4 protein-coding genes are annotated in these 16,889 nt (G+C 43.4%); 1 reads left to right on the top strand and 3 read right to left on the bottom strand.

What is annotated here, in order from left to right; translation table 11 throughout:
• Positions 1-75: 75 nt before the first annotated feature.
• Entirely contained in the window at positions 76-9,798 is a 9,723-nt protein-coding gene (locus tag PCY70_RS04285) for an immunoglobulin-like domain-containing protein (protein WP_305768567.1), read from the bottom strand.
• Positions 9,799-9,858: 60 nt separating this feature from the next.
• On the bottom strand, positions 9,859-13,047 hold the full coding sequence (locus PCY70_RS04280) for a WD40/YVTN/BNR-like repeat-containing protein (protein ID WP_305768566.1): 3,189 nt from the start codon (positions 13,045-13,047) through the stop codon (positions 9,859-9,861).
• Between the two features lie 214 nt (positions 13,048-13,261).
• Between PCY70_RS04280 and PCY70_RS04275 the strand changes: the two genes are divergently transcribed.
• On the top strand, positions 13,262-15,919 hold the full coding sequence (locus PCY70_RS04275; RefSeq protein WP_305768565.1) for a WD40/YVTN/BNR-like repeat-containing protein: 2,658 nt from the start codon (positions 13,262-13,264) through the stop codon (positions 15,917-15,919).
• A gap of 52 nt (positions 15,920-15,971) precedes the next feature.
• On the opposite strand, the gene PCY70_RS04270 is transcribed toward PCY70_RS04275, so the two are convergent.
• Complete coding sequence (locus PCY70_RS04270; RefSeq protein ID WP_305768564.1) at positions 15,972-16,886, bottom strand: transketolase family protein; 915 nt, start codon at positions 16,884-16,886, stop codon at positions 15,972-15,974.
• Positions 16,887-16,889 lie beyond the last annotated feature (3 nt).

The following is a 16,889-nucleotide window of genomic DNA, read 5'->3' as shown; positions in this document are numbered from 1 at the left end:
GCCAGAAAGTAGTCCCATCTCCTCTGAGTTAGCCGTTGAAGCGGCGAGGAGATGCGAATGAAATTTTGCCTGGATCTATTTTGTCATAAGTCTCAATAATATTGCAGTCATTTCGGCTCGCGTTAGTTTTTTTGATGGGCTCATGGCTGTCTCGCTGGTGCCAGAAAGTAGTCCCGTTTCTATGCAATAGTTAAGAGCATCTTTGTACGGCGAAGTTGCAACGTCGGCAAAATATTTTGGAGCATTGGTGCGCGCATGCATTTCGTTCGTTGCTTCATATATTATTTGTGCAAACAACCCACGTGAAATTTGACCGGTCTCTCCGAGGCTTGCAACAACTTTGAGGGTGTTCTCGCTGAGCTTTGATGCTATACTCGCGATACTGCTAAATGCTGGATGATTCTTGTTCGTAATATATTTTTCAACAGTCGTTTTGCTTAAGTTCATTTCGGTTACCCCTCGTAACAACAGAACTCTGTCCAAGGATACAAACAAATCGGCAACAACAATGCCTTTGTCGGGAGAGAATAAATTGTAAATATCGCCAGATACGTAGCCTTTGCCAACTGCCTCAGAAATTAAGTCCTTTGCCCAATGGCTGTCAGAAACGTCTACAAAGGTGGTGTTAATTGCAGGTATTATTTGAACCGGTTGACTAAGTTCAATTCCAACAATTTCCAAAATCTGTGGGCTGGCGACTGTTGCAAGCAGATCTGTCTGAGAGTAGTCATCGCCCATAGTATCGCGAAGCATATCCAAGCTGACTGAACCATTCATGCTCGTATATGGCATCTGTGCCGATACAGTTTTCTTGAGCGTTTCCTTTTCTGAAGCGGAAAGATCGATGAGTTTTTTCGCTGTTGTTTCTATATCACGTACCGAAATTTTGCTCGCTTTCAAAAAGTTATCGAACATAATAATGTCGGAAGCGCTCATTGCGGCAGTAAGTTCAGCATGTAATTCATCTTCAGATTTATACCCAGAATAAGAACTGCTACTCGAAGAATTGATGATAACCGACGAGCTACCACCTCCAGAAGAGCTGCCACCGCCCGAAGAGCCACCGCCCGAGGAGTCGTTATCATCTTCGGATACAGAAACTGTAATTTTCAAAGTTGCAGCATTGCCGGCCTCGTCTGTGGCGGTATAAGTGAGCGTATATTTACCGGCTAAGTTGGTGTTAATTTTATCGATTTTCGTTCCCTTAGAGTTGGTGATAACAACGCTGACTTCTACATCTTTGCTTACATTGTCCACAGCAGTAACGGATGGCATCGTAAATTTATCTCCCTCCTCTATAGAGATGTAAGTTTTGCCAGAGTATTTAAAAGTTGGAGCTTCGGCATCTGCGGCAACGACAGAGACAGTAATTTTGAGAGTAGCGGAATTGCCGGCCTCGTCTGTGGCAGTATAAGTAATAGTATAAGTGCCAACTTTAGATGTATCGACAGTAGAGACAGCTGCACCAGCCGCATTGGTGATAGTATAATCGATCGTAATATTTTCGTTAGCGGATACATCGTCGGTGGCTGTAACAGATGGCATCGTAAATTTATCTCCCTGAGCTACAGTAAGAGCCGCGTCACCAGCATAGACGATTGTTGGAGCGGTCGTGTCCTCTTTTGAATCTCCACCGCTAATCTTAATTAATGAAAAGTCGTCGAAATATATTTTGGCATTGTCGTAGGTGCCGCTATTAAAGTTTAATCCAAATGGTACAGTTTTGGCGGTGCCCAATGATAATGGATTTTCCACTGGAGTAAATTCGTATTCGATAAGTTGCCACTCGTCGACACCCGTAATAGTGTGGACTACATTTGCACTAGCTCCAACTGCCGCACCCTCAAATACGATTGCCGCTCCAGTTGAAGCGAAATCCTTTTTGGCTTTAACACTGAACTTGTATGTTGCACCTAATTCGAGATTGTTGATGTCGTATTTGATAGAAGTAGTTGCTCCAGTATGTGTAAGCTGCAATACATTATTACCGTCCAACTCAATCACTGATTTTTCAGGTGTTGGATCTCCCCACCAAGGATTCAATTTTGCCATAAATTGGCTTTCGGCACCAGTATCAAATCCAGGATCGAATGGTGTAAACAAATTTTCAGCTCCCGCGACGGCAACAACAGATACGGTAATTTTGAGAGTAGCGGAATTGCCGGCCTCATCTGTGGCAGTATAAGTAATAGTATAAGTGCCAACTTTAGATGTATCGACAGTAGAGACAGCTGCACCAGCCGCATCGGTGATAGTATAATCGATCGTAATATTTTCGTTAGCGGATACATCGTCGGTGGCTGTAACAGATGGCATCGTAAATTTATCGCCCTGAGTTACGGTAAGAGATGCGTCACCAGCATAGACGATTGTTGGAGCGGTCGTGTCCTCTTTTGAATCTCCACCGCTAATCTTAATTAATGAAAAGTCGTCGAAATATATTTTGGCGTTGTCGTAGGTGCCGCTATTAAAGTTTAATCCAAATGGTACTATTTTGGCGGTGCCCAATGATAATGGATTTTCCACTGGAGTAAATTCGTATTCGATAAGTTGCCACTCGTCGACACCCGTAATAGTGTGAACTATATTTGGACCATCGCCTACCGCCTTGCCATCAAATACGATTGCCGCTCCAGTTGAAGCGAAATCCTTTTTGGCTTTAACACTGAACTTGTATGTTGCACCTAATTCGAGATTGTTGATGTCGTATTTGATAGAAGTAGTTGCTCCAGTATGTGTAAGCTGCAATACATTATTACCGTCCAACTCAATCACTGATTTTTCAGGTGTTGGATCTCCCCACCAAGGATTCAATTTTGCCATAAATTCACTTTCGGCACCAGTATCAAATCCAGGATCGAATGGTGCAAATAAATTTTCAGCTCCCGCGGCGGCAACAACAGATACGGTAATTTTGAGAGTAGCGGAATTGCCGGCCTCATCTGTGGCAGTATAAGTAATAGTATAAGTGCCAACTTTAGATGTATCGACAGTAGAGACAGCTGCACCAGCCGCATCGGTGATAGTATAATCGATCGTAATATTCTCGTTAGCAGAGACATCGTCGGTGGCTGTAACAGATGGCATCGTAAATTTACCTCCCTGAGCTACGGTAAGAGATGCGTCACCAGCATAGACGATTGTTGGAGCGGTCGTGTCCTCTTTTGAATCTCCACCGCTAATCTTAATTAATGAAAAGTCGTCGAAATATATTTTGGCGTTGTCGTAGGTGCCGCTATTAAAGTTTAATCCAAATGGTACAGTTTTGGCGGTGCCCAATGATAATGGATTTTCCACTGGAGTAAATTCGTATTCGATAAGTTGCCACTCGTCGACACCCGTAATAGTGTGAACTACATTTGCACTAGCTCCAACTGCCGCACCCTCAAATACGATTGCCGCTCCAGTTGAAGCGAAATCCTTTTTGGCTTTAACACTGAACTTGTATGTTGCACCTAATTCGAGATCGTTGATGTCGTATTTGATAGAAGTAGTTGCTCCAGTATGTGTAAGTTGCAATGCATTATTACCGTCCAACTCAACCACTGATTTTTCAGGTGTTGGATCTCCCCACCAAGGATTCAATTTTGCCATAAATTGGCTTTCGGCACCAGTATCAAATCCAGGATCGAATGGTGTAAACAAATTTTCAGCTCCCGCGGCGGCAACAACAGAGACAGTAATTTTGAGAGTAGCGGAATTGCCGGCCTCGTCTGTGGCAGTATAAGTAATAGTATAAGTGCCAACTTTAGATGTATCGACAGTAGAGACAGCTGCACCAGCCGCATTGGTGATAGTATAATCGATCGTAATATTTTCGTTAGCGGATACATCGTCGGTGGCTGTAACAGATGGCATCGTAAATTTATCTCCCTGAGCTACAGTAAGAGCCGCGTCACCAGCATAGACGATTGTTGGAGCAGTCGTGTCCTCTTCGTTAGCCCATTTGGCAGTTAAGGTGAGATTTCTTGTAACAGGAGTGTTGAAATTATATGGCTCGTTGCCATCATACCAACCCTTAAACGGAGTGTCGAGGCTGTCGGTTGCAACACCAAGCTCTGCACTAGTGAGCGGGAAGACTTTCGAATATTTGCGTACTTCTTTTACAAACTCGGTCTCTTTATCAACCTTAAATGTTACATCGTATTCTCTCAAGTTTGTATCGCGAGCCGGTGAGCCGCCAATATAGCCTTTATAAAATCCGCCAGAGCTGCTAGTTAGCCACAGTCTATCTGGATCAGCCAAGTCAAACTCGACGTCGTAGATGCCGGTCGGATTGCCTATTCCGGTGTTAATTTTGTCCCAGGTCGCTCCTGCGTCGGTAGATAAAAATGCTCCGGCATTATATGTGGCATATCCAGAGTTTTCTTCCGTTGTAACTGCAAGCAATCGGGAGTGATTTAACGGATCCACTTTGATGGTTACCACTTTAGGATGCTCAAAGATTTTTTGCCAAGTTTTGCCATCGCCAACCCAGACGCCTCCGTTTTCAACACCGCTGGTTGCGTTTCCGGCAGCGACATAAATCTTATTTGCAGCCACTGTGACCATATTAGTTTGCGGCAGATTCGGAAAGCTCTCAACTCGCGAAAATGTTTCGGCACCATCGGTTGATTTGTACAGCCCACCCGCGGTTTTAAGTGAAAATTTATCGAGGTATACGTTATCTGTACCGGAAGTTTTTTCGAGCTTGAGTGTCACCGCAGTTTGGTCTTTGCCGGTTTTGAAAATAACTCCTTTTACTATTTGCATATTGTCGACGATCGCGACGCTACTAAGCTCGGTGCCAGATGCGTCGAGTACAGACATTTTGGCGGCACTATCATTTTCGGTGTATGCGTAAGTTGAGATGTAATACTCTGTGTCGGGCAGAAGTCCTGTAATCTCGCGCTCCATGGTGGCTGTCTCGCCTTTCAAAATGAGGCAGTAGTGGTTGGTAGGGCTGTTGCCGATCGTCGCTCCGCCGGTCATTGTCCAAGAATCTTGGCTTTCAAATTTGTCGAGAGCGATAGAGTTGCCTGCACTTGATGCAGCATAAATGGTAGACGGGTCGTTAGGTGCAAACTCAAGATCAAACACATCATGGGTGCCAGGCAGCCCCGCAGTGTGTTGCTCCCAGTTGTAACCGCCATCAGTGCTCTTATACACGCCGCTATACTCTGTTCCATGCAAAGGAGGCACCTCGTTAACATTGGTCGCAGTGATAGAAAAATACATATTGTTGGGATTTGTAGGGTCGATGAGCAATCCCTTTTGTACAACCTTTGTATGAATATTATCGGTCTGGAAAATTGTCGAAATGCTATTCCAAGTCTCGCCAGCATCGGTGGACCTGTAGAACTCGCCTTGCCCATGCTGTCGAAGCATTAATGCGTACATAGTATCGATATCGTCTGGATGAATAGCAATGATGGAGATGTTATCAGGCGAGTGCTCGAAATTTATCATGGCAGTCGTGTCTTCGTAATACTCGTCTTCGGCACCATCGATTTTTTTGAAGAGCTTGTTTTCGCCACCGACCATATACATAAGGTCGTGATCTCTGATATCGGTAACAATTTGCTTACCAGGGAGATTGCTAGCGCCGGTGCCGACCCAACCGCCGTTAGATAGCTGCACAGAGTCTAGGTTTTGCCAATATTCTCCACCATCGACAGTTTTGTAAAGAGTGCGATAGAGCGCAAAAGCTTCACCCTTGCTATTCATATCAAAATCTCTAACGCCCTGTGTTGCGTACAAATCAATGCCATATTCATAGTTGTAATGGTCGGGTTGTACATTCTTGCCCATAGGCTGATTTCGAGATTTCCAATATTCAGAAGGATACTCCCAGGCCAAACCACTTCGCGTAGCAATATACCAGTGCTCGCCGCCATCATCTGTTGTGTATACATCACCAACAAATGGCGACGCCGACCATTTTCCATCATGCGAAACGTAGATTTTGTTTGGATTGGTTGGGTCAACTTCGATATGATCATAGTTATGCATAATCTGCTCTGGAGAGTTTGGAGCCAGCTCGCCAAAACTTGTGCCCTCTAGTATTTTTGAGCCTGCAAAATACTTATTCATTCCAACATTAAGCCATATTCGCGGAAAGTTTTCGCTGCCATTAAACTCAATATTATTTGGCTCCAGCACCTCGTTAACCAGTTTAGAGTTTTCGTCATTTAACGCTTTGATATCGATGCCCAGATCTCCAGAAATATTTGTCCAAGTATCGCCTAAGTCGGTACTCTTAAAAATCCCCCCCTTGCTTGCAACAGTTTTGGCGCTCTCATCAATATAATATTGTACCTGATTGATAATATATAACGTCAGCTCTTTCGTTGAAGGGTCTTTGTACACATCGAGATCCATTACCATATCGTGCTCATCGCCATTCGCGGATTCTATAGTTTCGATTTTGCTCCAACTGCTACCGCCATCGGTGCTTTTGTAGAGCCCATACGTTGTAGTTGCAAACATTAGATCAGTATTATCGGCGTCGATATAGATTTCACCAAATTCTGCCTCTTCATGAATGCCAGTACCTTGAAGTTCTTTCCAAGTTTTGCCAGAATCGGTAGATTTATATAGTTTTCCAGCATTGCTAGTGGGGCCGATTCCATGAGGCATAGCATCGGTGCGATAGTTTTGCTTAGTGTTCCAAAAGTTACCTGCTCCCGCAAACCAGATGCTATCATCCTGAGGGTTAACGGCAAGCGCCTCGATGTTGCCATAAAACACGTAATCGCTAAACGACTCTCCTCGGTCCCGGGTGATCTGAATGCCTGCCCCGTTTGAGGCCATTCCAAAGTCGGGATCCTGACGCGAGAAATCCATTCCATATACTTTGGTAAGAGGAGTCGTTGTAGTTTGATCATGATACAAAATAGTTTGCCAAGTGAGCCCACCATCTGCAGATCGATACGCGTTGCCCATGTCAGGAAAACTAAACATAACGTCATCATCGGTTGGATGTATAAATGTTCCGTCGGAGTCTCCAGCATTGCCAGGCGCAAATTGAACCCACTCGACATCGCCAGTAGATGCAATATCCTTTGCGTTAAGCTCGGCAAAGTATTCGTTTAGATATGCGAAGTGGCCATCTGGTGCGGGGAGGGTGCCGATTTTTGTTAATACAAAGTTGTCAAAGTATACCTTGTCATCATCATAAGCTACCGAGTTGCTAGAAAAGTTTGCAGCAAATATTACATCTGTAGCCGAGGGCAACGTGGTAAACTCTAATTCCAGATTTTGCCAATCATTTGATACAGGAATCATTATGTCGGCACCAGCGGTCACAGTATTTCCGTTGATAATGGCTAATACCGAAGGGTTGTCAACATGCTTTTTGGCATCGAAGGTGAGTTTGTAGGTGGTATTAGGCGAAAGGTCCGTGATAGCGAATTTGTCCGAGCCTGCAGTGCCAGTGTGAGAGAGCTCGAGGATGTTGTTATTGTTTTCGACGATAATATTTTTGGTGACATCTGCAGGTCCATAGCCATTGACGATGCTTTTAAAAAGAGGGCTATCGGTGCCTAAGTTGAAGGCAGGATCTAGAGCTAAAAGCAAGTTGGCTTCTGATAGTTTTAAAGTTCCGGCAGTAGCGAGAGACTGCGGCAAAGATGTATCGCCATTCCATACGGCAATGCCGTCGCGTGCCTGAGTATTTTGATGCCCTTCGTTAAGTTGCACATCGAAGCCTATTACCTGATCGGCAGCTGCTGTAACGCCTAAAGTGTTCCAAGGAATTTTGACCTGTATAGTATATCCGGCATCAGATTCGAGGGCAGTAGCAGTCACGCCGGCTGCAGCTGTTTCGACAGTGCCATCTGGCAGTACTTTGATCGCAATATCGTTCAAATCATATGCAGTGGCCTTCTCGTTTCCTCCATCTAGATAAAAGTCGATAGAGTCTCCATTGCTAGTATTTTCGGTATTGATAAAGATGTCGCGGTCCTCCACTTCCGCAAGCAAATATAAGTTGTTCGCATCCCACATGGCTTTTGCCGAAATAGTGGAGTTAAATTTCTCGATTCCGCCATATAACACTTCCAAATCGTTTATTGCAGTGGAGGTGTTCCAAATCGCATCTGTAGAAGTGGTTAAGTTGGCAGGGGTCCCGTATGTCGCAGAAATTTCTTTGGGTGCGGGTTTGGTCGGAGGTGCAACTTCTTCTTCTATTTGTGGATCATCAGAACGCCAAACTCTAATATATTCGATATGAAAGTCGCCGGTGTATCGTTCTTCAAATGTTAGAGGATCGGTAAAAACTTTAAAATCTTCTTCATATGGAAATCCTTTCCAAATAAATGTTTCGGTATCAAACTTCATTTCCAAAGGTTCATGGAAGCCCTTGTTTTCTTTAACATGAATAAGCTCCCCATCATAGTAAAACTTGAGCCAGTCGGCACCCCACTCCAATCCAAATGCGTGATAATCTGCAGTTAAATCGTCGCCCGTATCATATGAAAATGGATCAGAGATTTGATTATTTTTGTCGGCGAAATCGTGTGTATTGATAGGATATGTGGTGGTGCCGCTGCCTTTACGTGGTGAGCCGATCTGCTCATAGACATCAATTTCTTTGGTAGCGCCTCGCATCCAAAACGAGCTTGTCATACTTATCGGCGCAGTTCTGGTCATAACCTCATAATAGCCATATCCTGTTAGCGTAGGGTTTAAGGCAACGGCAGCTTCATAGCCCTGTGTCATTTCGCCGGCATTAGTAACTTCTCCATCTTCATCCAAAACCATATCGCCCCAATTGGATTGCAATACCATTTTGCCGTCTTCAACACGCACATTATCTTCGACATAATAAGATGGGAATCTGCCAGACCAGTTTTTATTGATAGTCTTCCACTTGCTGCTATCGAGAGTGGCATCGTCGAACTCATCAGAAAAAGTTTGGCTGAGCGCCCAGTTGCGTGTGTTAGCTTTATCAGATAGAGGAAACACATCTGGAGATGCATCTAATACCTCATCATTGGGATTAAACTGGTCGTTGTGGTCGGGGTATTTATCGGGCTCTGGAATTGCGTCTATTGCAATTAGCGAGAAGTCATCCATATAAATTTTGGCATCCTCATATGGTGTGGTGCTAGAATTGAAGTTTAATCCTATATTTAGAGATGTTGCAGTGGCGGAGGTCGTAAAACTGTATGTGATAGTTTGCCAGGCATCAACAGAGGTAATTGTATGTACAACATTGGATGTCGCGCCAGCTATTGCGGCTTTGTTGAATACAATAGCAGAAGAGGGATTGGATGCATTTTTCTTTGCTCTAGCAGTAAATTGATAATTCGTATTTGGCGAAAGTCCCTTTACAGTGAATGCCCAAGATTTTGAGCTACCATTATTAGTGAGCATAAGTGCGTTATTGCCATCATCGGAGACAATTTCAGAATTAGAAATCCCTTCTCCCCAGGCTGGGGCAAGTGCCTTAAATAATCCCGAATCGGCACCGGCATCAAATCCTGGATCTAGCGCTGCCATTAAATTTTCGGATTCTGCAATAGGCATAGAAACAGTCATATCTGGTGCGATCAGCGGAAAGTCGTCTTCTGGCATATCTGGAACAACGGGCACTGGAATATAAGGTACTTCGTCAAAGAAGTCATCAAAAAATGGGTCGATCTCTAATTCGAATTCTGGCTCAAATTCGGGAAGTTCTAAATCTGAAATGCCTAGCTCCTCTAATAAAGTAGTAATTGCGTCGGTGGCTGGAGTTGCTGCCAATATAGGAGTAACTATTGTAGTAGTTGTTATTGCGGTTAAAAGTGTGAGTGCGGAAATTAATCTTCTATTCATTTTATCTCTCCAATCATAAATAATAGGGGCACTGTAATATGCCCCTCCAAGATTCGTTGATTATTTAGGTATAGCTTCCAAAGTTATATTTGCTATAACCGGGGTATTAAAGTTGTATGGAGCACCATTAAGATGCCATACTATATTTGTAGGGCCAATTTTAATTGCCTTGGAATATTTTTCCACTGTCTGGGTTTGTGTATCAGCTCCTGTCGCAAATGTTACTGTATACTCAGGCAAGTTGGTCTCTCTTTCTGGAGCACCTCCAATAAACCCTTTATAGAATCCGCCAGAGCTGCTAGTTAGCCACAGAACATTTGGGTCTGCCAAGTCGAAGGCAACGTCGTATACGCCTGTAGGATTGCCCAGGCCATGATTTATTTTGGACCATGTCGCGCCTGCGTCATCAGAATAATATACGCCCGCATTATAGCTGTCTTCATCATAATAATTATATGATTCTCGAGCAGTAAATATTAGCAGTCGATCATGGTTGTAAGGATCCACATCGATCGCAAGCGTTTTAGGGTGCTCAAATATTTTGGTCCATGTTTCGCCGTCACCAACCCATAAGCCGCCATTGGCAATTCCAGTAGTTGCGTTCCCTCCTGCAACGTAGATCTTGTCTCCAGCAACAGTTATATCGTTTACTTGTGGAATCTGCGGAAAGCTCTCCACTCGCGCAAAAGTCTCTCCGCTATCGGTTGAGCGATACAGCCCGCCTGCAGTTTTGAGAGTAATTTTGTCTGGATACACATCGCCTTCGCCTGTGCCTTCAAATGTTAGCGATACATTTGGATTGTCGGGTGTAGTAAAAAATATGCCCTTTATCTCAAAATTAGAGCTTACAAGAGTTTCTTGCCCGAGTACAGTTCCATCTTCTGCAACAATAGACATAATCGACTCACCGTCAGGGTCTGTTGTGACAAGAGTTGAAATGTAATATTCTGTATTGGGAGCAAGTGTTGGCAATGCTCTTTGAGCTGTCGCTGTAGCTGGTAAAGCCAGAGAGTAATGCCCCTTTCCGGCGTAGAACGTATAAAAAGAAGCCCCCTGGTCCAAAGTCCACTCTGATGCAGTTTCAAGTTTTGGAATAGGTATATCTTTGCCAGCTGATGATGCTGCGTAAATGGTTGTTGTATCGTTTGGAGCGAACTCGAGATCGAACACGTCGTGAGTGCCCGGAAGTCCCGCAGTATTTTTGTTCCAAGTGTATCCGCCATCAGTTGATTTGTATACGCCGCTATATTGTGTACCGTGAAGCGGAGGAACCTCGTTGACGTTGGTTGCGGTAACAGAAAAATACATATTGTCGGGGTTGGTTGGGTCGATGATAAAGCCTTTTTGCACCACTTTGGTATGGACATCGGGCGTTTTAAAAATATTTGCCATAGATTTCCATGTTACCCCCGCATCGGTAGATTTGTATATGTCACCCTGGCCACCCTGGCGTAGCATCAGCGAGTACATTGTGTTTAAATCCTCAGGATGTATTGCAATCATCGAGATATTCTCAGGAGAGTCGGGGTAGTTTAGCATAGATGCTGTATCAGGATAATAATATTCTTCATCATCATTAACTTTTTGGAACAATCGATTTTCGCCACCCACCATATACATCAAATTTGGATCTCTGGTATCGGTAATAATTTGTTTTCCGGGAAGATTACTCGCGCCGGTTCCGGTCCATCCGCCAGAAGGAAGCTGAACGCTATCTAAGTTTTGCCAATACTCTCCGCCATCTGTAGATTTGTATAAAGTTCGATACAATGCAAAAACTTCACCTTTGCTATTCATATCCAAATCACGCATACCTTGCGTAGTATATAATTCGATTCCGTAATCATAATTATAATGATCTGGCTGCACATTCTTGCCCATTGGTTGGTTTAGCGATTCCCAATACTCGTTAGGATAATCCCAGGCAAGACCCGTGCGAGTAGCAATATACCAATCCTCTCCGCCGTTATCTGTAGTCCAAACGTCTCCTATTAGCGTCGACGCAGACCACTTGCCGTCTTGCGAAATATAAATCTTATCAGGATTAGTTGGGTCCACTTCGATCTGATCAAAATTGTGGAGAAAATGAGTTGGGAGATTTGGCGCAATTGCTGTCACAGAGGCATTGTTTGGTCGATACTTAGATTTATTAAAGTATTTGCTAGTAGCAGTCGGGAACCAATTTTTAACAAAATTTTCGTGGCCTATATAATCAATGCCATTAGGTTTTAGTGTATTTTGAACTAAGTCATACGTGGCGTCATGTATTTGAGTAAAGTCGACGCCTAAGTCACCGCTGATATCAATCCAGGTATTGCCCAAGTCATGGCTTTTTAAGATTCCGCCGGAGCTTGTAACCATGCCCGCTTCGGTGTCGATATCATATTTAATTTGGTTGATGACATAAAGGGTAAGCTTGCCGGTTTGGGGATCTTCATAGACCTCAAGGTCCATAACCAGATCGTGGTCGTCGCCATCTGCAAGTTCAATGGATTCGATTTTGTTCCAAGAGTTGCCGCCATCAGTGCTCTTATATAATCCGTATGTAGTCGCGGTAAACATTAGATTTGGGTCTGAAGGATATATATAAAATACACCAAACTCTGCCTTAGGATGGATGCCGGTATTTTTAAGCTCGGTCCAAGTTTGGCCCGCATCGACGGTTTTGTATAATTTGCCAGCATTAGGAGCGGGCTTAATTCCGTGTGGGCTTACATACGTGCGATAATTTTGTTTCGTGTTCCAAAAATTTCCAGTGCCTGCAAACCAGATGTTGTCGTTGTGAGGATGAACAGTAATCGTCTCGATGTTGGCAGAAAGAATAAAATCGCCAAAAGTCACACCAGCATCAGTGGTGATTTGGATGCCCGATGAGTTTGCCGCCATGCCGAAGTTTGGATTTTGACGGGAGAAGTCCATTCCGTATACCATAGTAAGAGGTCGAGATGTAGTTTGGTCGCTATCCAAAAGAGTGGTCCAGGTTTTTCCGCCATCTGCAGATCTATATGCGTTGCCCATGTCGGGAAAGCTAAACATTATATCATCGTTGGTTGGATGTATAAAAACGCCATCGGAATCTCCGGCATTTCCGGGAGCAAACTGGACCCAGTCAACGAGGTCTGTAGACGGCATATGTGCAGTATTTAGCGTTTCCGAGTAGTCGTTTAAATAGTGAAAAAGAGCTTGTGATGGGTGAGAAATGAGAGTGACGCCAGCAATTACAATAGCGGTGATTAATTTTTTGTTCATAATAAATCTCCTCTTAGATTATAATAAATACAATAAAATGATGTGATAGTAGTATATTAGAATTGCAGATGATATAGTACTAATTTTACAAAACATTTCGACAAAGTTAAGAAAATATGGAAATGTATTTACGTATTACACAAAGAACATTGACTTGAGAGTATATCTAATATACAATAAATTAATATTATATAATAAAAAAGGAGCTGTATATATGAAAAGAAAATTTATGACAGCATTAATGAGCTTGGGTTTAATAGCCGGGACAGGAGTAGTGATTGCGCAAGATATATTTTTTGAACAATTGATCTCGACAAAAGTAATATCTAGTGACGAAGTATTGTGGACACAAATTGGTCCAGGAAGCCAGGGTGGAGCAGATTCCTCGATATTTCATCCGACAGATCCGGACTGGGTATATATTTCGCAGAACATGCAAAATACATATGTGTCGACCGACAACATGCAAAGCCACGATACTTGGACGCCAATAACCGACGATGATACCAATGGTAGACCGTTTAACATAGGGCAAGTGTATCAGATGGATTTTTCGAAGCAAGATGAAAACCTCGGCTTTGCAGTAAGCGCGTTTGGGCTTTGGAAAACAACCGATAAAGGGTTAAACTGGGAGCGCACCAACCTAGAAACTTTTAAAGAACCTAGCAGAACGGCATTGTCGGCAATAAGAATTGACCCGAATGATGACAATATAATATACGCCGGAGCGGGAGAATTTTGGGACAACATCGATGCTAGAACTCAAAAAAAGCCACAGAAAAATACCTCCAAACTCAAAGTAAGTGGTGCGATATTTAAATCTATCGATCAAGGAAAAAGTTGGAAATTATATAATTCAGGGCTACCAAAAGGTACAGAGATAGGCCAAATTTTTGTGGATCCCAAAGATTCTAACACGCTATATGTAGGCACAAGCCATGGCGTTTATGTCAGCAAAGATGGTGGAGTCACCTATACCGAAAAAAACAATGGTCTGGAAACTAAAATATTACGAGATCTCGATATGCATTACGATGCGTCAACGGGGCAGGTGACTTTGTTTGCGACGGAGCTTACGATGTGGGATAAAGTGCCCAGCGATACAGCAGGTAAATTTGATATTGCATCAAGAGGGGGAGCATTTAGAAGCACCGATGGAGGAGAGAATTGGGAATCGATTACAACCGATTCGCTCTATGTTGATTTTACACAATTTGGAGATGAAAGTACTTTAACAGGAAGCTATGGGTTCTTTCACAATATGGGTAAATGGTTTGGTGAATCAAAAACAGAGTTGCAGTCAACTTTAAATTTGCCATCGGCAATCTTGCCAAACTTTCGTGAAATCGAGGTGGATCCAACAAATCCAAATCGCATCTATCTGCTATCCTGCAGTAGAAAGGAATATTCTGTGGGCCCCGAAGGCGTATGGATGACCGAAGATGGGGGTAAAAACTGGTTTATTTCGACTAGAGTAGGCAAAGGGGGAGAAACGGGAGCGGGAGCATACGGTCCGACAGAAGATGTTGAATATCTGGAGAGTTTGTATTCACCGTCAGATGTGGAATTGACTACGGCGAATGTTGAAGTAGGTGGGGAATCCAAATGGTCGCATATGTATGAGCTGAGCTATCCGCAATTGGCAGTACAATATTTGGATGTTAGCCCAGACGGAAAAACGTTGATGACGCATATTTTTAAATCGCGTGTTGCATCATTTGATTATGGCAGAACATGGAATCAGGTTGACGCGGTAGAGGTGGGGGCAGAGGATAGCGGCATCTGGGTAGGTCGTGGCAATAGTAATATTCCGGGTAAGTTTTTATTGGCAGAGCCAGAAACGGGAGACATAAGATTTGTAGTGGGTGAAACAGGAATATGGGAAGTGGTAGATGATGTGGATTATGAGTATTTGAATACTACAAACATGCCGGTAGCTAAGCTAGACCCAACAAATTCGGTGCCATGCCCAACTTCTGCGATAGCATATGACCCAACAGATCCCAATAAATTATATACATTAGTAGAAAGGCTAGGTCACGCAGGAGAGTTTATGAAGTCTGCTGATGGCGGAAAGTCGTGGAGTTCAGTAAGTGATCTGGTATACCAAATAGCGGGAGTCAGCTGCGACCCTAGCAATTCTGTAAAAGCATATACGCTGATAATCGATAAAAATGATGTAAACACGATGTACTTCGCGATGCCGATATCGGTTATAAACGATACTGGAGGTGATGGAGAAAATCCGATACCAGAATATAAGCGAGGCGTATTTAAAACGACCGATGCGGGAGTGACCTGGGAGGCCGCAAATAACGGATTACCATTCAGTCCAAATATCAATGCAGTAGCGTTCAATCCAGATAATACAGTGATCTATGCGGCGGCAATGAAACAGGGTAAAAACAGTGGAGGATTATTTAAATCTACAGATGGAGCAGAGAAGTGGGAAAAAATTTTGTTGCCAGCAGGAATTACGGCAGTAAACGATGTTACTGTCGCAGAATCGGGAAGAATTGTAATCTCAACAGGTGAAGGTGGGCGATTATCAGAAATCGATGGAGTGTGGATTAGCGATGATGAGGGCAAAAACTGGGAGCAGATCTTTAAGATGCCAACAGTAATAGAAACATTTTTGGATCCTGCCAATGAAAATCGAATGATAGTAAACGTAGATAAAAACTCTGCAATAGACAGTCTAAATTGCGGGCTATTTTACACTGACGATTTAGGTAAAAATTGGATAAAGATTAATCAGGGATTGGGCAATCCGGACAAAATATTAGAAGTGATCTTTGATCCGCATGAGGAAGATGTAATTTGGGCGGCGTCGCAAACCAGTGGATTTTATAAAGGAAGGATAGCCAAATAAATAAGGCATAATAAAAACCCCCTACAGTATTTAGACTGGGGGGTTTTTTATATTATTTTAGTGCGAGTTCGATAATTCCTTTAGCAGTTAAATTAAAATATTCTTGCAGATCAGATCTGGTGCCCGATTTTCCAAATACATCGTTTATACCGAGGCGCTTGAGTGTCGCGTCTCCGGTTTCGGCTAATATCTCGGCAACAGCAGAGCCCAGCCCTCCAATTATACTATGGTCTTCGGCTGTAATAATCTTGCCGGTTTTCTTTGCGTATTTGCATACCAAGTCTCTATCAATAGGCTTAACCGTGTGCATATCAATTACGGCAGTACTAATACCTCGCTGATCAAGTTGCTTTGCTGCCTGAAGCGCTTCGGAGACCAACTCTCCCATGGCTATGATAGTCAAGTCGGTACCATCTATTAATACGTTGCCTTTGCCGATTGTAAGTTTTGTGTTTTCATTGTATATGTCAGGTGTGGCACCGCGCCCCGCTCTAATATATAACGGAGTCGGAAAGTCCATTGCCTGCTCTACAAATTGAGTGGTGCTTGCGGCATCAGCAGGAACAACAACTGTCATGTTAGGCATAGTTCTCATAAGCGATACGTCTTCTATTGCCTGATGTGACGCTCCGTCTTCACCTATCATAACGCCTCCATGAGTCGCTCCGATAACTACAGGCAGATTTGGATATGCTATTGAGTTGCGAATTTGCTCGTATGCTCTTCCAGCGGCAAATACAGCAAAAGTGCTAGCGAAAACTTTTTTGCCACATGTTGCCATTCCGGCTGCGGTAGACATCATATCGGATTCTGCGATACCCATATCAAAAAAACGTTGTGGGTGTTCATTTTTGAAGTGTATTGTAGCGGTTGCTTTTGCAAGATCTGAATCTAATACAAAAAACTCTTTTTCATGACCTAATTTGGCTAATGCTTTTCCATATGCTTCTCTAGTTGGTGTTGCCATATC

The sequence above is a fragment of the Candidatus Epulonipiscium viviparus genome, assembly GCF_030708075.1.
Taxonomy (GTDB): Bacteria; Bacillota; Clostridia; order Lachnospirales; family Cellulosilyticaceae; genus Epulonipiscioides; species Epulonipiscioides viviparus.
Note: the sequence above shows the minus strand (reverse complement) of the source record. Positions and strands in the feature narration are given on the sequence as shown.

Coding starts and splice junctions, on each gene's coding strand:
- PCY70_RS04285 (WP_305768567.1), bottom strand. CDS start 9,798: ATGAATAGAAGATTAATTTCCGCACTCACACTTTTAACCGCAATAACA.
- PCY70_RS04280 (WP_305768566.1), bottom strand. CDS start 13,047: ATGAACAAAAAATTAATCACCGCTATTGTAATTGCTGGCGTCACTCTC.
- PCY70_RS04270 (WP_305768564.1), bottom strand. CDS start 16,886: ATGGCAACACCAACTAGAGAAGCATATGGAAAAGCATTAGCCAAATTA.
- PCY70_RS04275 (WP_305768565.1), top strand. CDS start 13,262: ATGAAAAGAAAATTTATGACAGCATTAATGAGCTTGGGTTTAATAGCC.